Origin of the sequence: Blastococcus xanthinilyticus (assembly GCF_008124835.1) — a bacterium.
Lineage (GTDB): Bacteria > Actinomycetota > Actinomycetes > Mycobacteriales > Geodermatophilaceae > Blastococcus > Blastococcus xanthinilyticus.
In genome coordinates this window covers 102,630-123,030 of record NZ_VNHW01000003.1, presented here as the reverse complement: position 1 = coordinate 123,030, position 20,401 = coordinate 102,630, and the positions used below count along the sequence as shown (strand labels likewise).

Sequence of the window (20,401 nt, the reverse complement as noted above, 5' to 3'; positions counted from 1 at the left end):
AACCGGTGCGACGCGCCGCCCGCAAGGGCGCCGTGATCGCCCTCCCGGTTCCCGTGCCCGCGGCCTAGGTCCCGGCCCCGGGCGCGACGTCCGCCCTCAGGCGCGCAGGGCGTCGGTCAGCAGGGCGACCAGCGCCTCGTGCTGCACGTCGGCGGAGGACTGGACCTCCTCGTCGGAGCCGTCCAGCGCCCGGGCGGCGAGCCCGGCCTTGCTGTCGATGAGCTCGGCGATCCGGCTGTCGATGGTCTGCGCGGCGATGATCCGCCACGCGGTCACCGGCTCGGTCTGCCCGATGCGGTGGCTGCGGTCGATCGCCTGGGTCTGCTCCGCGTCGGTCCAGGAGAGCTCGGCCAGCACGATGTTGGACGCCACCTGCAGGTTCAGGCCCACCCCGGCCGCGGTCAGCGAGCAGACGGCGACCGCGACGTCGGGGTCGTTGACGAACGCGTCGATGTGCCGCTGCCGCGCCGAGGGCGTCTGGTCGCCGCGGACGGAGGCGAACCCGATCCCTTGCCGGGCGAAGGTCTCCTCGGCGGCGTCCATCACGTCCACGTGCTTGGCGAAGAACACGACCTTGCCCGCGCTGCGGGCCAGCTGCGCCGCGTAGTCGGCCGCCGGCCCGGCCTTGGCCTGGCCGATCCGCCGCATCATCGTGAAGACGTTCTCGCCGGTCTGCGTGGCGGTCGCGTCCTTGAGCTCCCAGCGGGCGACCTTGCGCACCAGCTCGACGTCGATCTCCTCGACGACGTCGGCGGACTCGCGGGCCGCGAGCGCGCTCTCGTACCGCTTGACCAGCCGGCGGGCCAGCTCCCGCTCGGCCGCCCGGATGGAGCGGCCGGCCTTGTCGTCGAGCTCGACCGGGAGATCGGCGATGCGGCGGGCGGGGATGTCGGCGGCGACGTCGACCTTGCGCCGGCGCACGATGCCGAGGTCGATCACGCACCGGCGGGCCGCGGGGTAGAACCCGGGGTCCGCGGGCGTCAGGCCGGTCTCCTCGAGGGCCTCCATGAGCTCGCCCAGCGGCTTGCTCTCGTCGATCCAGCCGAGGAACTGCCAGATCGCCCGGAAGTCCTCGATGTCGTTGATCAGCGGCGTGCCGGTGAGGGCCATCAGCAGGGGCCGCAACGTGCGGGTGCGGATCCGGTCGGAGAGCTCGAGCACGTGCTGCGAGCGCTGCGAGGTCCGGTTCTTGATGAAGTGCGCCTCGTCGACGACCATGCCGCGGAAGCCGAAGCCGCCCAGCCAGCCCACGTGCCGGTCCAGCAGCTCGTAGTTCACCACCACGATGTCGGCGAAGCCGTCGATCGTGTCGCCGTCCCCGTGCACGACGGTGGCCGTGCGGTGCGGGGTCCAGATCCCGGCCTCGCGCGCCCAGTTGGTCTTCACCACGCTCGGCACCACGACCAGCAGCGGGTAGGCGTCGGCCGCCTCCGCGGCCAGCAGCGACTGGGCGGTCTTGCCCAGACCCGGCTCGTCGGCGAGCAGGAAGGTCCGGTGGCCCTCGGCGGCGGCGGCGACCACCTGCGCCTGGTGCGGCATGAGCTCCCGGCCACCCGCCGCGCGCAGGGACGCCGGCGCCGGCAGCGGCATGCATGCCGGTGCGCCTCCGGCGGCCCGCTCGAACGAGTTCAGCAGCGGGTTCAGCAGCTCCCAGCCGGCCAACCGGCGCGGCCGCGCGACGGGCGGGGGTGCGGCGGAGAAGTCGGGGGCGAGGAAGGGGTTGGCCAGCTGGCGGGAGACCACCGACTGCGGGACGACGCGGCGCTCGGCGACGGCGACGTCGGCCACGGGCGCCGGCGGCGCGACCTCCTCCGGCTCCTGCTCGATGCCGATGGCCTCGAGCATCTCGCGCTTGAGCGCGCGGGCCGCGTCCGACACGACGGCGTCCTCGGCGAGCAGCGCCAGCAGACCGGAGTCGCGCACCGCCGTCTTCGCGAGGATCGTCGCGACGCCGTCGAGGCGCTTGAGCTGCTCCGCCCGCTGGGCCGGCGTGCTGCTCTCCTCCGCCCGGACCCGGGCGTGCTCCTCCCGCACCAGCAGGGCCACGACCTGGAACTTGGTCCGGACCGCGGGCGTCACCCGGCCCCGCTCGGCGGCCGCCTCGACCTCCCGGACGGCGCGGGCGATCACGGACATGACGTCGCCGTCGCGGACCCGGCGCTGGTTGCGCGGGGCGGTGCGGCGGGTGCGCGTCGAGCGCTGCCCTGGTCGAGCCACGAACTCCTCCTCCTCGATGCCCGGCACGAACACCGAGGCAGGCACCGCCACTTCCCCGCGGCCGGGGCGGTGGATGCCACGAGCAGCGCGCCGGGAAGCGGCCACGGCGCACGACTGCGCTCCGTGGCGATCAGGAGGTCGACGCTGGGGGCCGACAGCCCCCCGGGAAACCCGGAGCCGCCCGTCGAGCTGGGCCGACGAACGCGCCTGGGAGGTCGTCGCCGGTTGCGCGTCGTCGCCCTGTGATCGGTGCCGGACCCATGCTAGCCCTCCCGGGGCCGAGCGGCCGGGCCGGTGCCCGCGAGGGCACCGGCCCGGCCGTGGTCGCTGGTCCGCCGGTCAGCGGCTCAGCGGGTGCGCCGGCCGCTCAGCCGGCTCAGCAGCCGCTTGAGCAGATTCGCCTTGATCAGTCCGGAGAGGATTCCCATGTCAGCACCTCCTGCCTGTGCTCGGTCGTGACGTGCGCTCTTCCCTACCCGCCGGGCCCCGGGTCGATACCCGAACCACGGATCCGACCGGCGGTCCCGGTGCCGGCGGCCGCCCCGCCGGGGCGTCTAGCAGGATCGGGGGCACACGACGGGCCGCACGGAGGTCCGTGCCCCGAGCAGATCGCGAGCGACCATGCACGAGACGGTGTCCACTCCGCCCGCGGGCGGCTCGCGACCGGGGACCAACTGGGCCGGCAACCTCACCTACCGGGCGGCCCGGCTGCACCGGCCGGCGAGCGTGGCCGAGCTGCAGGCCGTGGTCGCCGGCAGCGAGCGGGTCAAGGCGCTGGGCTCCCGGCACTGCTTCAACGACATCGCCGACACGCGCGCCGACCTGGTGGCCCTCGACGGCCTTCCCGGCGAGGTGCAGCTCGAGCCCTCCCCCGACGGGTCCGGCGGAACCGCCTGGGTTCCCGGCGGCGCGCGGTACAGCGAGCTGCTGCCCCGCCTGGCCGAGCGCGGCTTCGCGCTGCACAACCTCGCCTCGCTGCCGCACATCACCGTCGTCGGCGCCACGGCCACCGGGACGCACGGATCGGGCAACCGGAACGGATCGCTCAGCACCGCCGTGACCGGCCTGGAGATCGTCCGGTCCGACGGCGAGCTGGTGCGGCTGCCGGCCGGGCACCCCGACCTCCCAGGCGCGGTCGTGCACCTCGGCGCCCTCGGGGTGGTCACCCGCATCGGGCTGCGCTTCCAGCCGACGTTCCAGGTGCGCACCACCGTGTTCGTCGGGCTGACCTGGGACCGCCTGTTCGCCGACTTCGACGCGGTGGCCGACGCCGCCTACAGCGTCAGCGTGTTCACCGACTGGCACGAGGTGACCCAGGTGTGGGTCAAGGCGCGGACCGACGAGCCCGAGGTCACCCCGGAGGAGTTCTTCGGCGCCCGGGCCGCCACGGTCCCCACCCACATGCTCCCGGGCACCCCGGTCGAGAACCTCACCGACCAGCTGGGCCTGCCCGGGGAGTGGCACGAGCGGCTGCCGCACTTCCGCACCGGCTTCACCCCCAGCAACGGCGACGAGCTGCAGACGGAGTACTTCGTGCCGCGCCGGCACGGGCAGCAGGCGTGCGACGCGCTGCGCCGCCTGGCGCCGCGGATCGCACCGCTGCTCCAGGTCAGCGAGCTGCGCACCGTGGCCGCCGACGAGCTGCGGCTGAGCCCGGCGCAGGGCGGCGACGTCCTGGCGCTGCACTTCACCTGGCTCCCCGACGAGGAGCGGGTGCGGGCGCTGCTGCCGGAGATCGAGGCCGCGCTGCGCCCCTTCGGTGCCCGCCCGCACTGGGGCAAGCTGTTCACCACCGGCGCCGACGAGCTCGCCGCGCGGTACCCCCGGATGCCGGAGTTCCGCGAACTCGTGCGCCGCTACGACCCGCGGGGCGCCTTCCGCAACGACTACCTCGACCGGACCGTCGGCGCCTTCGACTGACCGCGGCGGGAGTGCGCCGCGCGCTCACATGAGCGGCGAGGTCTCCTCGGCCGTCGCGCCCGCGCGCCGCAGGGCGGCCGGCACGAGGGCGTCGAGCAACCGGTCGTCCAGGACGGAGCGGTCACCGGAGACGACCACGGTCGCCGACCACTCCGACAGGCCGGTCCCGTGGTGGTCGGTGCGGCGCGCCGGACCCTCCACGCGCAGCGTCGACCAGTCCGGATCGGCGCCAGCCGCCGCGGCCATCACGCTGAGCTGCCCGCGGAGCCCGGCGGTCACCCGGTCCCGGTCGTCGAACGGCAGGGCGGCTGCGGCGCGGTACATCACGGGATGGTTCCGTGCCCGTTCCACGGCGGGCTACACGGCCGTCGCGCGATCGTGACCCGATCGCGTCCTGGGCCGGGCGACGCGTGCGGGGAGCGGCCCGGCCGGCGCGGGGGCGCTCCACTGGTCCATCGCCGCCTCCCGGGTGCCGTCGGCCGGCGCCCACCATGGCGCAGCAGCGCCGGTTCCGCCAGACCCCGGCGTACGACGGGTGAAGGACGACGTCAGCCGCCCGGCCGGCCCCGGGCGACGCCGAGGTGCTGCGCCGCGGCCTCGCCCAGGAAGACCGCGTCCATCCCGACCGTCACGATCGTGGCGCCCTCGGCCGCGTAGCCGGCCGCCTCCTCGCCGGTGCGCGCGTGCACCCCCACCGGCACCCCGGCGGCGCACGCCCGCGCGATGATCGAGGACAGGACACCGCGCAGCTCGGCCCGGTTCCCGGGACCGGCCAGCTGCAGGGAGAGCCCCAGGTCCCCCGGGCCCACGTACAGCCCGTCCAGGCCCGGCACGCCCAGGACGGCGTCCAGGTCGGCGAGCATGGAGGCCGCCTCCACCATCACGACCACCAGCGGCTCGTCCGCGCCGCCGGAGAGGCGGCCGATCGACCGCCCCCCGGCCGGCGCGTACCGGCCGGCGGCCACGACCTCCCGGGCGTGCTCGGCGTCCCGGACGTTCGGCACGATGACGCCGCGGGCACCCAGGTCCAGCGGCCGGCCGACGTCGGGGAACAGCGGGCTGCGGGTGCGCACCAGCGGCACCGAGCCCGCGGCCGTGATCGCGGCCGCCGTCCCCGGCAGGTCGTCCTCGGCCGTGGCCCCGTGCTGCAGGTCGACGACGACGAAGTCGGCGCCGGTCCGCGCCAGCACCTCCCCCGTCACCGCCCCGGGCAGCATGTGCCACAGGCCGTGGCAGGCCTCCCCGCGCGCCCACCGCCGCCGCAGCTCGTCCTCGCCGATCGCCATCCGGACCGCCCCTCCGCCGACTCCGCACCGCCCTGGCGCGGCACCTGAGCACTCTGCCCGGACGATCCTGCGCGGGACCGCCCGCGCGCGCGACCGTGGGGCACCGCACGCGTTGCGCCGTTCCGGACGCGGGTGTCTGATGCGGCATGGCCCTGGCCCGGAGGGACCGCCCGGCCGCCGCCGACGCCGGACCCGACCCCGACGCCGGTTCCCGGCGCGAGGCGAGCGACGCGGACTCGCCGCGGGCGATCTCCGCGCGCGGCTGGCGCCGGCTGCTGCGCCGCGTGCTGGCGCACGTGACCGGCGACCGGCTCATGGTGCAGAGCGCCGGGGTGGCCTTCTTCGCCGTGCTCTCCATCGCCCCGGTGCTGGTGACGGCGGTGTCGGTCTACGGCTTCGTGAACACTCCGGAACAGGCGCGCGAGCAGCTGTCCGACGCGGCCGGCATGCTGCCGCCCGAGCTGCGGTCGGTGCTGATCGACCAGCTGACCACGATCACCGCCGCCTCGGGGCAGGTGCTGACCTGGCGGGGGCTCACCGGCCTGCTCGTGGCGCTGTCGACGGCGACCACCGCGATGACCTACCTCATCGACGGCCTGACGCTGGCCTACCGCGAGGAGGAGACCCGCGGGCTGCTGCGCCGCACCGGCCTGGCCCTCCTGTTCGTACTCGCGGGCGCGGTGCTGATCGCCGGTCTCACCTTCGCCAGCGGCGCCGTCTCGTCGGTGCTGTCCGGGCTGTCCGGCCCGCTGCGCGCCGTCGGCTCGGTGGCCGCGTGGGTGGCGCTGGCCCTCGTGGTCGCCGTCGCGCTGGCCGTCCTCTACCGGTTCGCCCCCGACCGGAAGCAGGCCCGCTGGCGGTGGATCACGCTGGGCTCGGGGGTCGCGACGCTCGCCTGGCTGGCCACCACCCTGGCCTTCTTCACCTACGTCGGGAACCTGGGCAGCTACCAGTCGACCTACGGCTCCCTCGCCGGCGTCGCGATCAGCATGTTCTGGCTGTGGACCACCGTCTTCCTGGTCATCGTGGGCGCCGCGGTGAACGCCGAGGCCGAGCGGGAGACCGTCTGCGACTCGACCGTCGGCCCCGACCGCCCCCCGGGCGCCCGCGGCGCCGTCGTCGCCGACAGCACGCCGCCGTACCCCCGCGGGTGACCGGCCGGGGCCCCTCACCCCGCGGCGAGCCGGTGCGCCGCGGCCGCGGCGAGCAGCCCCAGCGTGTTGGTCGCGAGGTGCACCAGGACCGGCGCGAGCAGGCTGCCGCTGCGCAACCGCAGCCAGGCGAACAGCGCTCCGGCGACGACGGTGACCAGGCAGCCCGCGGCCACCACCAGCACCGTCCCGGGCCCGCTCCCGGTGAGGTCGTTGGCCGCCGCCGCGCTCAGCGTCGGACGGATGTGCCAGACCCCGAAGACGGCGGCCGAGCCCCAGACCGCCCGCGGCCGCGGCAGCAGCCGGGCCAGCGCGGCGAGCAGGACGCCCCGGAAGGCGACCTCCTCCCACAGCACGGTGCCGACCGGGATCCGGACCAGGAGCTCGACGGCCAGGGCCCCGGCGCCGGTCCCGGCGGCGCGCGCATCGGCGAGCAGCGGCCGGAGCGCGGGGACCGCCACGCCGACCGCGCACCCGGCCGCGACGAGGCCGGCGCAGACCACACCCCACCGCAGCCCCGCCCCCAGCCGGCCACGAGCCAGGCCCAGCTCGGCCCAGGAGAGGCCGGCCCCGCGCGCGGCGACGAGGACCAGGACGGTGGCTACCGCGTTGCCCGGCACGTAGGACGCCGGGTACCCCGGCAGCCGGGTCACGACGACGTTGTTCCACACCGCCAGCACGAGGACCAGCACGACGGCGAGGAGCAGCACCCTCGCGTTCCCGACCCGGCGACCTCCCACCGGTGAGGTCTTCCCCGTGGGCGCGCCGGCTCACCTCCGCGGTGGCGGCGGCCGCCTGCGCGCTCGCCGTGGCCGTCGCCGTGGCGGTGTCGGGCGAGCTGTCGGCGGGCGCGCTGCTGGCCGTGGGGCTCGCGGGGTCGGCCGTCGTCGTCCTCGCGGCGGCGCGGCGGTCCGGAGCGGCCGCGCCCCCGGTGGGCCGGCGCGGCCTGCCGTGGCTCGCCTGGTGCGCGGCGGCGCTCGGCTGGGAGCTCGTCGCGCTGGCCGGCGACGGCCAGCCCTCGCTCAGCGACCTGGCCGACCCCCTGCTCGCGCACCCGGGAGTGCGCGGCGCGGCGACCCTCGGCTGGCTGGCGGCCGGCGCCTGGCTGATCGCCCGACCGCGGGCGCGGGCCCGGCCGTGAGCGGCCCGCTGGTCAGCGGCGCGGGATTCCTCGTCCTGCTCGCCGCCGCCGCCGTCCTCGAGCTGCGCGCGCGCCGGAGCGGGAGCCCGGCACGCGCGGCCGAGGCCCTGGGTGCCGCGATGCGCACGACCGGCGGCCGGCTGACCGTCCTGGCGGTGTGGTTCTGGCTGGGCGTGCACTTCCTGGCGCGCTGATCCCCGCTCCGGCGACCCGGCGGCCGGGTTCCTACGAATCGATGACATCGCGCGGCCGGGCCGGTCCGGGTCCACCTCCGTCGTCGGTCGCAGCGTAGACAAGGGCTGCCGACGACGAGGAGGACCATGCCGTCCCAGGAGCTGCCGCCCCAGGAGCTGCCGTCCCAGGAGCTGCCGCCCCAGGAGCTGCCGTCCCAGGAGCTGCCGCCACGCCGCCCGCAGCGACGCCGCGGCCCGCGCGCCCTGGCCGGCGCCGTGCTGAGCCGCCTCCTGGCCCGGCGGATCCGCCGGAAGGGCATCGACCTGGCCGCGCTGGCGCTGCTGCCGGAGGCTGCCCGGCTGCCGCTGCTGCGCTCCGGCACCGATCCGGTGCCCGAGCTCGCCGCCGTGCGCGCCGCCGCGCCCGTGCACCGGCTCGACGTGCCGTTCGGGTTCGGGGTGCACCTCGTCACCGGCTACGAGCAGGTCCGCACGGTGCTCGCCGACCGCATCTCCTACAGCAACGACGTGCGGCACCTGTTCCGGGACGCCGGCCCCGGCACGGTCGCCGACGTCGGCGGGCTGGGCCAGACCGATCCGCCGCTGCACACCCGGCTGCGCGCGCTGGTGGCCCCGGAGTTCACCCGGGCCCGGGTGGAGCGGCTGCGGCCGGCCGTCGAGGCGATCGTGGACCAGCGGCTGGACGAGCTGGCCGCGGCCGGCTCACCGGCGGATCTCGCCGAGCACGTCTCCGCGCGGGTGCCCATGGACGCCATCTGCGGCCTGCTCGGCCTCGAGGATTCCGACCACGACGCCTTCCTGCGCCTGGGCACCCAGCGGTTCGACGCGACCGGTGGCGTCGCCGCCGCGTTCGGCGCGGTCTCCGCGCAGAAGGAGATCCTCACCGACGTGGTGGCCCGCCAGCGCCGCTCCCCCGGCCCCGGTCTCATCGGCCGGATCCTCCGGGCCGAGGGCGACGCGATTCCCGACGACGAGCTCGCCGGCCTGGTCGACGGCATCGTCACCGGCGGCTACGAGACGACGGCCAGCACGATCTCCCTGGGCACCGCGGTGCTGCTGCGCGACCCGGCGCACGTCGCGCTCGCCCGGGACGGGTCGCCGGCCGACCTCGACCGCCTCGTCGAGGAGCTGCTGCGCTACCTGACGGTCGTGCAGGTCGCCTTCCCCCGGTTCGCCACCCGCGACCTGGAGCTGTCCGGGTGCCCCGTCCGCACCGGCGACGTCGTGGCCGCCTCCCTCAGCGCCGCCGACCGCGACCCCGCCTGGGCCGGCCCGGCGCCCGACGAGTTCGACCCGTTCCGCTCCCCCACCCCCGGGCACCTCGCGTTCGGCCACGGCGTGCACCGCTGCGTCGGCGCCGAGCTCGCCCGCATGGAGCTGCGCGTGGTCCTTCCCGCGCTGTTCCGCCGGTTCCCCGACCTCGCGCTCGCCGTCCCGGAGGCGGACCTGCCCTGGCGCGGCCTGTCGTTCGTGCACGGCGTCGAGGCGCTGCCGGTCACCTTCTGACCGGGCGCCGGCGCTCAGCCCGCCGGCTCGGGGGCCGCCGGGCCGGCTCCCTCCCGCGGCAGCCGGCCCATCAGGAAGAACTCCGGGTTCGGCGAGATCGCGGCGAAGTGGGCCAGCCGGTTGGACAGCGCGAAGAACGAGGTGATCATGCCGACGTCCCAGACGTCGTCCTCGGTGAGGCCGTGCCCGGTGAGGGCCGCCAGGTCCTCGGCGGTGACGGCGGCGGGCTCGGCGGCCAGCCGGGTGGCCACCGCCAGGACGGCGTGCATCCGCGGCGACAGCGGGGCCTTGCGCCAGTCGACGGCCACCTCGTCGGCCAGGTAGGGGTCGCGGGAGCGGATCCGCGCGACCGCGCCGTGGGCGACCACGCAGTACAGGCAGTCGTTGCCGGCGCTGGTCGCGACCACGATCAGCTCCCGGTCGGCCTTCGACAGCCCCGGGGTGTCCTTGTCCATGAGCGCGTCGTGCATCGCGAAGAACGCCCGGGCCTCGTCCGGCCGCCAGGCCAGCGCGGCGAAGACGTTCGGCAGGAAGCCCGAGCGCTCCTGCACCTCGGCGTAGCGCTCGGCGAGGTCGGCCGGCAGCTCGCCGGCCGGCCGGAGGGGGAATCGGCTGATCGGGGTACGGGTCACCGGCCCACTCTGGCAGCGGGGGCGCCCGGCCGCACCCGTCCCGGCGCCCGCGCCGGGCCGCGCCGGGAGAGACTGCACCCGCAGACGACCAGCCGCGCACGGAAACCGGAGACGACTGACATGTGGGCCCAGGTCCTGGACGGACCCTTCCGCTTCCAGCAGGTCGACGTCGAGGCGCCCGGCCCCGGCGACCTCGCCGACGGGCAGGTGCTCGTCGCCGCGCGGGCCGGGGGCATCTGCGGCAGCGACCTGCCCTTCTTCAAGGGCGCGCCGTTCCAGCAGTCGGCGTCCCCGGCGGGCGGGACGACGGCCCCGCCGGGCTTCCCGCTGCACGAGATCGTCGGCGAGGTGGTCGCCAGCCGGCACCCCGCGCACTCCCCCGGCGAGCTGGTCGTCGGCTGGGCGTCGGCATTCGACGGCATCGCCGAGTTCGTGGTCAGCGACGGCGAGGGGCTGGCCGGCTACGACCCGGCGCTCCCGGCGACGACCGCGGTGATGCTGCAGCCGCTGGCGTGCGTGCTCTACGCCGTGGAGCAGCTCGGCGACGTGGGCGGCCGCACGGTGGCCGTGGTCGGCCAGGGGCCGATCGGGCTGCTGTTCAGCCACGTGCTGAAGCAGCGCGGGGCCGGCCGGGTGGTCGGCGTCGACCGGGTGGACCGCAGCGGCTCCGCCCGGGTGTTCGGGGTGGACGAGGTGGTCACCTCCGGGGCCACCCAGTGGGCGGCCGGCCTCGCCGAGGCCGACCGCCCCGCGCTGGTCGTCGAAGCGGTGGGCCACCAGGTGACGACGCTGCGGGACTGCGTGACCGCCGCCGCGCCCGGCGGCGAGATCCTGTACTACGGGATCCCCGACGACCCGGTCTACCCCCTCGAGCTGTACGCGATGGTGCGCAAGAACCTGACGCTGCGGGCCGGGGTCACGCGCGACCGGCGGCGGGTGCTGCACGAGGCGGGGAGCTACCTGGCGGCGCACCCGGAGCTGCGGGACGGCTACGTCAGCGACGTCCACCCCGTCGGGGACGTCACGGCGGCGTTCGCCGCGGCGATCCAGCCACGCGCCGGCCAGTTCAAGATCGTGCTCGAGCTGACCTGACGCGCAGCCCGGGCGCCGCCGTACGCGCGGCGCGGACCGCGCCTAGCCTCGGCCCGTGGTTTTCACCGTTCACGATGCGCACCTGCTCGCCCTGGATGCGCACGACGGACAGGTGGACGAGCTGGGCCGGGACCACTACCTGGCCCGCCTGCGGCCGGTCGCCGAGGCGCTGCGGCGGTTCGGGCCGGTCGCGGAGATGGCCGGGGTGCTGCGCGACATCGTCGAGGACACCCGCGACCACCCCGACCCCGAGCGCCGCTACGACGTCGACCGGCTCCGGCTCCTCGGCGTCCCCGAGGACGTCGTCGCGGCCATCGACGCGCTCACCCGGCGCCCGGGCGAGCCGTACATGTCCGGGCTGATCCGCCGGGCGGCCGCCGATCCGCTCGCCCGGCTGGTGCAGCTGGCCGAGAACAGCCACGACCTGGCCGCCAGCGCCGCGCTGGCCGGGCACGACCCGGCGAAGGCGCGCAGCCTCCGCGAGGGCCACATCCGCCCGGCCCGCCGGATGCTGCTGGCAGCCGAGGCCGGCGACCGGGCGCACGGCTGCCGCATCCTGTTCTGACCGGGCGGCCGGCCGACCCCGGCCGGGGGTCAGCCGGGGATGACGTCCAGGCGGATGGTCTCGGGCAGCCCGCGCAGCCGGTCGGTGACGTCGGTGCCGAGCGTCCCCCGCACGTCGGTGACCGCGTACCCGACCGTGCCGGCCGTGGTGAGCAGCTGCTGCTCGACGTTCAGGCCGCCCTCGGCGAGCACGCCCGCGAGGTGGGCGAGGGCGCCGGGCTGGTTCCGGTGCAGCAGGAGCAGCCGGATGGCGCCGCCCAGCCGCGGCAGCTGCACCTCGGGGAGGTTCACCGACAGCCCGGTGACGCCGGCCCGCAGGTAGCCCACCAGCTTGCCGGCGACGAAGTCGCCGATGTCCTGCTGCGCCTCCTCGGTGGAGCCGCCGATGTGCGGGGTGAGGATGACGTTGGGCAGCCCGCGCAGCTCCGACTCGAAGGGGTCGCCCGCGCCGGCGGGCTCTTTCGGGAAGACGTCGACGGCAGCACCCGCCAGGTGGCCGCTCACGATCCGCTCGCGCAGGGCCCCGTGGTCGACCAGGAAGCCGCGCGAGAGGTTGAGGAAGATCCCGCCCGGGGGCATGAGCCCGAACTGCGCGTCGCCGAACATCCCGCTGTTGCCGGGCCGGCCGTCGACGTGCAGCGAGACGACGTCGGAGTCGCCCAGGAGCTCCTCGAGCGTCGCGCACCGCCGGGCGTTGCCGAGGGCGAGCCGGTCGGCGGTATCGTAGAAGCGCACGTGCATGCCCAGCGCCTCGGCGAGCACCGAGAGCTGGCTGCCGATCTTGCCGTAGCCGACGATGCCGAGCCGCCGGCCGCGCAGCTCGTGGCTGCCCTTGGCCGACTTCCGCCACTGACCCGCGTGCATCGCGTCGTCCTGGACGGTGAGCCGCCGGGTCAGCGCGATGATCTCGGCGATCGCCAGCTCGACGACGCTGCGGGTGTTGGAGAACGGCGCGTTGAACACCGCGATGCCGCGCGCGGTGGCCGCCTGCAGGTCGATCTGGTTGGTGCCGATGCAGAAGGCGCCGATGACCCGCAGGTCAGGAGCCTGCGCGAGCACCTCGGCGGTCACGTGCGTGCCGGAGCGGATGCCGAGCACCTGCACCCCGGCGAGGCGGGAGACCAGCTCGTCACCGCCGAACGCCCGGCTCTCCCGCTCCACCTCGATACCCGAGGTGGTGAGCAGGTCGGCCGCGACGGGGTGGATCCCCTCGACCAGGAGCGCCTTCAGGCCAGTCACCAGTTCTCCCTCGCTGAGCTGCGCGGACGCCGTCCGCCTGCCGCCCGGTTCCGCGGCGATGCCTAAGCATGCCTGGCCGCCGCGGCCCGGCGACGGCTGCCCCCGCGCTAGTCGCGGCCGGCCGGTCCCGCGGGGCGCCGCGGACGCCGGCTCGACCGGCCGTCCAGCCAGGCCTGCCACTCCGACCGCCCCGTCCGCGCGGCGCCGGCCGCCAGGAGGACGACGAAGACCAGGGCGCTGAGGAGGACGACGACGACCACGACCAGCAGCGACTCCCAGCCGGCCAGGAACGGAACGGTCATGTTCCCCGGCGGCGGGGTGGAAGGGACGGGCGCCATGCGACGAGGGTGCGCGCCGCCGGGCGCCCTGGAACGCCCGGAACCGGTGCGCTCACCCGCACGAGCGAGTGACGCCCGGTGACGGGGCGGCGGCCCGCTCCCCGCACCGGGCGGGCCGCCGCCCCGGACGGGTGAGGCCGCCCCCGCGACCGGGCGCCGCCGCCCCACCCGGCCCGTAGCGTCGCCGGTTCGCGATCGACGCACAGGAAGGCAGGTGGCATGACGCTGCAGCTGGACACCGACCACCGGCCGGACTCCGGGTCCCGCCGGGCCGGGGAGGAGACCGACGCCGGGCTGGACCGGACGCGGCCCAACGTCTCCGGGGACCTCTCCACCATCTTCGAGGCCGCACCGATGTTCCGCCGCGTCGTGCTCGGCTACGACCGATTCCAGGTCGACACCTACGTCCAGTGGGCGGAGGACCAGCTCGCCACCGCCGAGCGGGAGCGCGACCACCTGGAGGTCCGGCACCTGCGCACCTGCACGGAGCTCGACGAGGCACGGGAGCTGCTCACCCACTCCTCCGGGGGCGGCGAGCTCCTCGACGTCTCCCGCCAGGTCGGCTCGCTGCTCGCCGCGGCCGCCGACGAGGCCGAGGGCATGCGGGCCGAGGCGTCCGCGCACCGGTCCGCCGCCGCCGCGGAGGCCCAGCAGGTGCTGGAGCTCGCCCAGCAGGTGCTCGAGGACGCCCGCGCCGAGGCCGCACGGACCACCGCGCAGGCGGTCACCGAGGCGCGGGAGACGACCGCGCGCGCCGGCCGGGTGCTCGAGGAGGCGCAGCGGACGCGCGCCGCGGCGCAGGCCGCCGCCGAGGCGCGGCTCGCCGGCGCCGCGGAGACCGAGCGCCGCGCCGCCGAGCAGGCCGAGGCCGTGCGGCAGCAGGCGGCCGAGGACGCCGTCGCCGCGCGGGAGCGGGCCCGCGCCGAGATCGTGGCGATGCTGGCCACCGGCCGGGACCAGCGGCGGGCGGCCGACGAGGCCGCCGGGGCGGCCCGCGACCGGCTGGACCGGGCGGCCGTCGTCCTCCGGGCCGAGATCGAGGCCCTCGAGCACCGGCGCGCGGCGCTGCGCGCGGAGGCCGGCGCGTCCCAGGGGCCGGACCCGGCCGCCGGCCGGTCCGCGAGGTTCCGGGACCGGCTGCGCCCGCGGGCCCGCTGACCGCGGACTGTCACACAAGCGTCGTGCCTGGTCCGGGCGCCGGCGGGTAGCCGTTGCAGCATGACCTCCTCCGACCAGCGCGACACCGCCACCCGCGACGAGCTCCTGCGCCTCGCCCGGAAACAGGGCATCCCCGGCCGCAGCCGGATGACCCGGGCCCAGCTGGCCGCGGAGCTGGCCGAGCGCGACGGGCCGGCCGCCCGTCCCGACGCCGACCAGCAGGCCCCCGACCAGCCGGCCCCAGAGCAGAAGGCCCCCGACCAGCAGACCGACGGGCAGCCGACCGCCGGGCAGCGGCCCCATGGGCGGGCGATCGCCTCGCGGGTGGAGGCGTTCCGGCGGATGGCCGAGGCCCGGGCCGCCGGCGAGATGGTGCTCATCCCCCGCATGCTCACCGGGAACGACCGCCGGGTCCACGTCCGGCAGACCGTCCGCGAGGACCACGAGATGCGCATCGCCGGCCACGCGATCGAGGCCCAGGAGAAGTTCGACAAGCTGGCCGGCTCGGTCTACCACTTCTTCCGCGGCACGAACCTGCTCTTCTACCGCGACCTGGTCGGCGAGGACGCCCGGCTGCCCACGGTCCTCGCCCTGGGCGACGTCCACCCGGGCAACTTCGGGGTGATGCCGAGCGCGGACAACGTCCCGATCTTCGGCGTCAACGACTTCGACGACGCCTACTACGCCCCGTTCACCTGGGACCTCAAGCGCGGCGCCGTCGGGTTCGTGCTCGCGGCCGGGGAGAAGGGCGGGCACGGCCCGGACAAGCAGCGGGCCATCACCCGGCGGTTCCTGACCGGCTACGTCGAGGGCATGGCCTCCTACGCGGCCGACGCCACCGAGGACTCCGAGCAGCTCCGGCTCGACAACGCCCCGCCACTGATCGCCGAGCTGATCGCCGGGGCGCTGGAGACCACCCGGTCGGAGTGGCTGGCCGGGCTGCTCGACGAGACCCGCGGCGGGTTCCGCACGAACGACGAGGTCGTCCCCGTCAGCAGCCGCCGCGCCGAGTTCCAGGACGTCGTCGAGCGGTTCGTGGAGGGCAACCAGGTGCCCGTGCCGGAGCGCGCCGGGCGCATGCGGGTGAAGGACGTCGCCGAGCGCAAGAGCGCCGGGACGGCGTCGCTCGGCCTCCCCCGCTTCTTCGTGCTGATCGAGGGCCCGCGCGCCGACGGGACCGACGACCTGCTGCTGGAGTTCAAGCAGGCCCGGCGCTCCGCCCTCTCCGGCCTCGTGCCGCCGTCGGAGTACCAGATGGACGGCATGGCCGACCGGATCCGGCACGCCCAGCGGGTGCACCTGGTCAACGGCGACGTCTTCTACGGCAGCGTCGACATCGACGGCCGCAGCTTCATGGTGCGGGAGCGGGCGCCGTTCCGGGACTCGATCAGCCTGGGGAAGCTGTCCCGCCGGGAGTGGAAGGAGTACGCCGAGATCTGCGGCCGGGTGCTGGCGCACACCCACGCCATGTCCGACGACAGCGGCAACGTCGACTACGACGTGGAGCCGGCGATCCTCGAGGCGATCGGCAGCCGGGAGCTGTTCGTCGACGACGTCCTCCGGTTCGCCGAGGAGGCGGCCGCCCGGGTGCGCCAGGACCACGAGTACTTCGTCGCCGACCACGCGCTCGGAGCCTTCCGCAACGTCGACGTCGTCTACCGCTGACGCCGGCCACGACCGCGCATCCCGGCCGGCGCATCCACCGGCCGGTTCCCGTACGAACACTCCCGGGCACCCGGGGCGGGCGCCGATGGGAGGTCGGGGTGTTCCTCCTCGTGCTGGCGGTCCCGGCGTTCCTCACGGTCGTCGGGGGCTACGTCGTCGGCCATGCGCTGTGGTCGTGGTTCGCCGGGCTGGTCGACGCCGCCGCCGGGACGTCGCTGTCCTCCGGCGCCGAGGCGGCCGGCTGGGTCACCGGCGCCGTCGGGCTGGTGGTGGTGCTGGCGGTGGTCCGGTGGCGGTGGCGGCGGGCGAGGCGCCGGGCGGCCCGCGACCGCTGGTAGCCCGCTCAGCTCCCCGCCGTCACCGCCGCCACCACCGCGGGGTAGACCTCCTCGGCGACGGCGCGCAGCTCGGCGTCGGTGCGGTCCTGCACCGGGTGCGGCACCAGCACGTAGGGCGCGGGGAAGCCGAGCGCCACGCCTTGCATGCTGGCGGCCTCGGCGAACACGGCGCTGGCGAGGAACACCCCGACGACGCCGCGGCGCTCGAGGTCGGCGATGTCGTGCACACTGCACGACGTGCAGGAGCCCTAATCGGCCAGCGCCTCGATGACCACCTCGCACTGCTCGGCGATCTCGTGCCGCAGGTCCACCGGGGCGGTGCGGGCGAAGGTCGGCTTGCGGTAGCGGCGCACCAGCGCCCCGTCGGCGGCCAGCAGCTCCGCGAGGCGGTCGAGCACGACGTCGCCGCGCGCCTTGCTGATGTCGAGCAGGCCGACGGTGCGGCCGTGCAGCGCGGGTGGGCGGGGCAGCAGGGCTCGGACCGCCGGCTGCCGCTCCCCCGTGGGGTCCAGGACCGTCTTCACTGCCGTACCTCCCGTGTCACCGGAACGCTGCCGGTCTCCCCCGCCACCCAACCACCCACGATCGCGCTGAACAGCCCGGCGTCGCCGCCGGCGTGGGCGATCAGCAGCCCGCCGGGGCGGAACTTCGGGAGGGTGCTCCCGGCCAGCGCCTCCGGCACCCCCTCGACCATCCCGGCGGCGCCGCGGACCAGCTCGGCGCCGGGCAGGGCGAGCAGCCCGTCGAGCTCGGCCAGCAGGCGGCGGCGGTCCCACCCGGCCTCGCGGAACACCCGGCCGTGCTCCGGGGAGACGACCAGCATCGCGTCGAACGCCATCGGCAGCTTGGGGTGGGCGTTCACCCGGAGGCACACGGCGAAGGTGCGGGCCAGGGACTCCGGGTCGCGGCTGAGCTGGTCGACCACCGGCTGCACGCCCGAGCCGGCGACGAGGGTCACCGCGTCGCCGGGCACCCCGCGGTCGGCGGCCAGGGGCGGGAAGGGGCTGTCGTGCTCGCGCTCGGCGAAGCAGAAGGTGAGCTTGCCTGGGTTGCCCATGGTCGCGCGGTCCACCTCGCCGGGGCGTCCCCCGCCGACGTTGCGGATGACCAGCTGCAGCGCCCGGCCGATGGTGGCGTTCGCCCGGTTGCCCTGGCCGAGGGCGTTGACGCCGGCGTTCATGCCGATGCGGGCCGCGACCGGCCCGTTGACCACCACGACCGGGCCGGCGAAGTACGTCGTCGCGAGCAGCCCGTGCAGCGCGAACTCCTCGGCGGTGGCGGCCTCCAGCGCGGCGAGGACCACCGGCAGGTGCTCGGGCAGGCAGCCGGCCATGACCGCGTTGACCGCCACCTTCTCCACGGTGCACTCGACCAGGTCCGGTGGCACGACGGCGACCACCTCCCCGGGGTCGCGGGTCGTGCCGCGCAGCATCCGGAGCACCCGCTCCGGCGTCGGCGGGACCACGGGCAGGCCGTCGGTCCAGCCGCGGTCGAACAGCGCCTCGTGCTCGTCCTCCAGCTCGGCCAGCTCCACCCGCCGGCTGGCCAGCCCGCTCCCGCCGTACCGCGCCTCCAGGGCATCGACGCGGGACGGGTCCACCGACAGCGAGCCGCAGCCGGGCCGGTGCTCGGGCAGCTCCTCGCCGAGCCCGGCGACGCCGGTCAGCTCCTCCCACTGCGGCCTGCTCCAGCCGACCACCCGCGCCCGCTCCTCGCCGTCGGCCACCCGGAGGAGCGTCGGGACGGTCTCGATCCCCAGCCGGTAGGAGAGCTCCAGGTCGGTGTCGTCCCCGTCGAACCACCCGGCGTCGTCCTGGCACCACACGGCCGCGCCGAGCCGCCGCAGCACCGGCTCCACGAGGACGCAGGTGGGGCAGTCGCGCTTGACCACGGCCACGAGACCGTCGGGGAGCCGCACGGACCGGACCGTAACCCACCCGCCGGCCGGCGGCGGCCCGGTGCGATCCGGTGCAGCCCGGCGGCTCAGCCGGTGAAGGCGCGGATCTCGGCGAGCCGGGAGGGGGTGACGGTCTTCAGCCGGGCGACGGCGCGGGCCAGCGGCACCAGCTCGATCTCGGTCCCGTGCAGGGCGACCATCTGCCCGACCTTGCCCTCGTGCGCGGCGACGGTGGCGTGCAGGCCGAACCGGGTGGCCAGCACCCGGTCGAAGGACGTCGGCGTCCCGCCGCGCTGGACGTGGCCCAACACCGTGGCGCGCACCTCCTTGCCGGTGCGCCGCTCCAGCTCCTCGCCGAGCTGCTGGGCGACGCCGGTGAACCGGCGGTGGCCGAACTCGTCGAGCCCGCCCACCCGGAAGGCCATCTGGCCCGGCAGCGGGGTCGCGCCCTCGGCGACGACGCCGATGACGTGCTTGTCGCCCCGTGCGAAGCGCTCGCACACCAGCCGGACGACCTCGTCGACGTCGAACGGCTCCTCGGGCACCAGGGTCAGGTGCGCCCCGGCGGCGAGGCCCGCGTGCAGGGCGATCCAGCCGGCGTGCCGGCCCATCACCTCCACGAGCAGCACCCGCTGGTGGGACTCCGCGGTGGTGTGCAGCCGGTCGATGAGCTCGGTGGCGATGCTGACCGCGGTGTCGAAGCCGAAGGTCAGGTCGGTGCCGTCGATGTCGTTGTCGATCGTCTTGGGGACGCCGACCACCGGGACGCCCGCCTCCGACAGCAGGTGCGCTGCGGTCAGCGTGCCCTCGCCGCCGATCGGGATCAGCACGTCGATCCCGTGCTCGTCCAGCGTGCCGCGCATCTCGTCGATGCCGGCGTGCAGCTTCTCCGGCGCGACGCGGGCCGAGCCCAGGATCGTCCCGCCGCGGGTGAGCAGGTTGTCGACCGCGGGGACGTCCAGCGGCGTCGACCGGTTCTCCAGCAGGCCCCGCCAGCCGTCGCGGAAGCCGACCACCTCGCTGCCGTAGTGGCAGCCCGCGGTGCGGACCACCGAACGGATGACGGCGTTGAGGCCGGGGCAGTCCCCGCCTCCGGTCAGGATTCCGATGCGCACCGGCTGGCTCCTCGCGCTCGTGGGCCGGAACGCTCCCGACCATACGTCATGACGTCTAGACGATCATGGACCCGACGCGCGACCGGCCGGGCCGGTCAGCGCCCCGGCCGGAACGGGTTGCGGCCGGGCCGGAACAGCGTCTCCTGGGCGAAGCTGGCGACCAGGGTCCCGCCGGCCGTGGAGATCGAGCCGGTGTACCAGCCCCGCCCGCCGGAGACGGTGCGCGGCACCATGTCCATGAGCACCCAGTCGTCCAGCCGGGCGTCCCGGTGGAACCACAGCGCGTGGTCGATGGTGGGCCCGGGGCTGGCCTCGTCCTCCGGCAGCGCGGAGAGCCCGGTGCCGATGTCGGACAGGTAGGTGAGCACGCAGGCGTGCACCAGCGGCTCCGCCGGCAGCGGCACGGTGGCGCGCGCCCAGAACCGGGTCGGGAAGTGCCCGTCGTAGGGCTGCGGCGGGCGGCGGCTCTCCATGGAGAACAGCCGCGGCAGCTCCATGACCGGCAGCGTGCCGGCCGGCTCCACCTGAGGGGTCTCGTGCACCTGCTGGTCGGGTCCGGCACCCGGCACCTGGAAGGACGCCGACATGCTGAACACCACCTCGCCGCCCTGGAGCGCGACGACCCGGCGCGCGGAGAACGACCCGCCGTCCCGGTCGCGGTCGACCCGGAACACGGTGGGGCGCGCCGCGTCGCCGCTGCGCAGGAAGTAGCCGTGCAGCGAGTGCGGCAGGCGGTCGGGGGCGACGGTGCGCCCGGCCGCGTACAGGGCCTGGGCGGCGACCTGCCCGCCGTACAGCGGGAACGGGTCGGTGAACACCAGCGTGCTGCGGTAGAGATCGCGGTCGATCTCCTCCAGCGCGAGGACGTCGAGGACCGTCGGCCTGCGCTCCCGGCGTCCGTCGGGATCGGTCGCCACGGTCTCCACGCAGGGCACCCTAACCGGCTGC

The 20,401-nt window shown here is 75.9% G+C and carries 20 protein-coding genes and 1 pseudogene; 10 read left to right on the top strand and 11 right to left on the bottom strand.

Annotated elements, in window-relative coordinates:
* Nucleotides 1-96 precede the first annotated feature (96 nt).
* The gene (locus BD833_RS05765; RefSeq protein WP_243737470.1) at nt 97-2,262 is read right to left on the bottom strand and encodes a DEAD/DEAH box helicase; all 2,166 of its coding nucleotides are present in this window, start codon (nt 2,260-2,262) and stop codon (nt 97-99) included.
* A 588-nt stretch (nt 2,263-2,850) separates the two neighbouring features.
* On the opposite strand from BD833_RS05765, the gene BD833_RS05760 reads away from it, so the two are divergent.
* On the top strand, nt 2,851-4,137 hold the full coding sequence (locus tag BD833_RS05760) for a D-arabinono-1,4-lactone oxidase (RefSeq protein WP_243737469.1): 1,287 nt from the start codon (nt 2,851-2,853) through the stop codon (nt 4,135-4,137).
* Between the two features lie 24 nt (nt 4,138-4,161).
* Here BD833_RS05760 and BD833_RS05755 read toward each other — a convergent pair whose 3' ends face one another.
* Together BD833_RS05755 and BD833_RS05750 are read right to left on the bottom strand one after the other, a co-directional pair.
* On the bottom strand, nt 4,162-4,461 hold the full coding sequence (locus BD833_RS05755) for a hypothetical protein (RefSeq protein ID WP_166532174.1): 300 nt from the start codon (nt 4,459-4,461) through the stop codon (nt 4,162-4,164).
* Between the two features lie 224 nt (nt 4,462-4,685).
* Nucleotides 4,686-5,423, bottom strand: coding sequence for an HpcH/HpaI aldolase family protein (locus BD833_RS05750; RefSeq protein ID WP_166532173.1), 738 nt, complete (start codon nt 5,421-5,423; stop codon nt 4,686-4,688).
* Between the two features lie 146 nt (nt 5,424-5,569).
* Here BD833_RS05750 and BD833_RS05745 point away from each other — a divergent pair, with 146 nt between their 5' ends.
* Nucleotides 5,570-6,577 carry a YihY/virulence factor BrkB family protein gene (locus BD833_RS05745; RefSeq protein WP_166532172.1) on the top strand — a complete coding sequence of 336 codons (1,008 nt, stop codon included), beginning with the start codon at nt 5,570-5,572 and terminating at the stop codon, nt 6,575-6,577.
* A 14-nt stretch (nt 6,578-6,591) separates the two neighbouring features.
* Here BD833_RS05745 and BD833_RS05740 read toward each other — a convergent pair whose 3' ends face one another.
* Nucleotides 6,592-7,284 carry a CPBP family intramembrane glutamic endopeptidase gene (locus BD833_RS05740; protein WP_208092368.1) on the bottom strand — a complete coding sequence of 231 codons (693 nt, stop codon included), beginning with the start codon at nt 7,282-7,284 and terminating at the stop codon, nt 6,592-6,594.
* Nucleotides 7,285-7,316: 32 nt separating this feature from the next.
* Between BD833_RS05740 and BD833_RS05735 the strand changes: the two genes are divergently transcribed.
* From BD833_RS05735 to BD833_RS05725, 3 genes are all read left to right on the top strand, one after another.
* The gene (locus BD833_RS05735; protein ID WP_166532171.1) at nt 7,317-7,715 is read left to right on the top strand and encodes a hypothetical protein; all 399 of its coding nucleotides are present in this window, start codon (nt 7,317-7,319) and stop codon (nt 7,713-7,715) included.
* Nucleotides 7,712-7,909 carry a DUF6186 family protein gene (locus BD833_RS05730; RefSeq protein ID WP_243737468.1) on the top strand — a complete coding sequence of 66 codons (198 nt, stop codon included), beginning with the start codon at nt 7,712-7,714 and terminating at the stop codon, nt 7,907-7,909. Before BD833_RS05735 ends, BD833_RS05730 begins: the two co-directional genes overlap by 4 nt.
* Nucleotides 7,910-8,035: 126 nt before the next feature.
* On the top strand, nt 8,036-9,415 hold the full coding sequence (locus BD833_RS05725; protein ID WP_166532170.1) for a cytochrome P450: 1,380 nt from the start codon (nt 8,036-8,038) through the stop codon (nt 9,413-9,415).
* 14 nt (nt 9,416-9,429) lie between these two features.
* On the opposite strand, the gene BD833_RS05720 is transcribed toward BD833_RS05725, so the two are convergent.
* Nucleotides 9,430-10,047 carry a peroxidase-related enzyme gene (locus tag BD833_RS05720; protein ID WP_166532169.1) on the bottom strand — a complete coding sequence of 206 codons (618 nt, stop codon included), beginning with the start codon at nt 10,045-10,047 and terminating at the stop codon, nt 9,430-9,432.
* A 120-nt stretch (nt 10,048-10,167) separates the two neighbouring features.
* Here BD833_RS05720 and BD833_RS05715 point away from each other — a divergent pair, with 120 nt between their 5' ends.
* Nucleotides 10,168-11,139, top strand: coding sequence for a zinc-binding dehydrogenase (locus BD833_RS05715; RefSeq protein WP_166532168.1), 972 nt, complete (start codon nt 10,168-10,170; stop codon nt 11,137-11,139).
* A 55-nt stretch (nt 11,140-11,194) separates the two neighbouring features.
* Nucleotides 11,195-11,704 carry a phosphohydrolase gene (locus tag BD833_RS05710; RefSeq protein ID WP_166532167.1) on the top strand — a complete coding sequence of 170 codons (510 nt, stop codon included), beginning with the start codon at nt 11,195-11,197 and terminating at the stop codon, nt 11,702-11,704.
* A gap of 29 nt (nt 11,705-11,733) precedes the next feature.
* On the opposite strand, the gene serA is transcribed toward BD833_RS05710, so the two are convergent.
* Nucleotides 11,734-12,942, bottom strand: a complete 1,209-nt coding sequence (gene serA / locus BD833_RS05705; RefSeq protein ID WP_166532166.1) for a phosphoglycerate dehydrogenase — start codon at nt 12,940-12,942, stop codon at nt 11,734-11,736.
* A gap of 107 nt (nt 12,943-13,049) precedes the next feature.
* Complete coding sequence (locus BD833_RS05700; RefSeq protein ID WP_166532165.1) at nt 13,050-13,280, bottom strand: hypothetical protein; 231 nt, start codon at nt 13,278-13,280, stop codon at nt 13,050-13,052.
* 219 nt (nt 13,281-13,499) lie between these two features.
* On the opposite strand from BD833_RS05700, the gene BD833_RS05695 reads away from it, so the two are divergent.
* From BD833_RS05695 to BD833_RS05685, 3 genes are all read left to right on the top strand, one after another.
* Complete coding sequence (locus BD833_RS05695; protein WP_166532164.1) at nt 13,500-14,438, top strand: hypothetical protein; 939 nt, start codon at nt 13,500-13,502, stop codon at nt 14,436-14,438.
* Between the two features lie 60 nt (nt 14,439-14,498).
* Nucleotides 14,499-16,103, top strand: a complete 1,605-nt coding sequence (locus BD833_RS05690) for a DUF2252 domain-containing protein (protein WP_243737467.1) — start codon at nt 14,499-14,501, stop codon at nt 16,101-16,103.
* A gap of 98 nt (nt 16,104-16,201) precedes the next feature.
* Nucleotides 16,202-16,441, top strand: a complete 240-nt coding sequence (locus BD833_RS05685) for a hypothetical protein (RefSeq protein WP_166532163.1) — start codon at nt 16,202-16,204, stop codon at nt 16,439-16,441.
* A 5-nt stretch (nt 16,442-16,446) separates the two neighbouring features.
* On the opposite strand, the pseudogene BD833_RS23180 reads toward BD833_RS05685, so the two are convergent.
* From BD833_RS23180 to BD833_RS05660, 4 genes and pseudogenes are all read right to left on the bottom strand, one after another.
* Nucleotides 16,447-16,965, bottom strand: a pseudogene (locus tag BD833_RS23180) (UGSC family (seleno)protein).
* Nucleotides 16,962-18,359 (bottom strand): thioredoxin family protein, encoded by a 1,398-nt coding sequence (locus BD833_RS05670; protein WP_166532160.1) that lies wholly within the window; start codon nt 18,357-18,359, stop codon nt 16,962-16,964. The pseudogene BD833_RS23180 and the gene BD833_RS05670 overlap by 4 nt, the downstream one beginning before the upstream one ends.
* A gap of 65 nt (nt 18,360-18,424) precedes the next feature.
* Complete coding sequence (locus tag BD833_RS05665) at nt 18,425-19,453, bottom strand: ATP-dependent 6-phosphofructokinase (RefSeq protein WP_166532159.1); 1,029 nt, start codon at nt 19,451-19,453, stop codon at nt 18,425-18,427.
* 95 nt (nt 19,454-19,548) lie between these two features.
* On the bottom strand, nt 19,549-20,379 hold the full coding sequence (locus BD833_RS05660; protein WP_243737466.1) for an acyl-CoA thioesterase: 831 nt from the start codon (nt 20,377-20,379) through the stop codon (nt 19,549-19,551).
* Between the last annotated feature and the right edge of the window lie 22 nt (nt 20,380-20,401).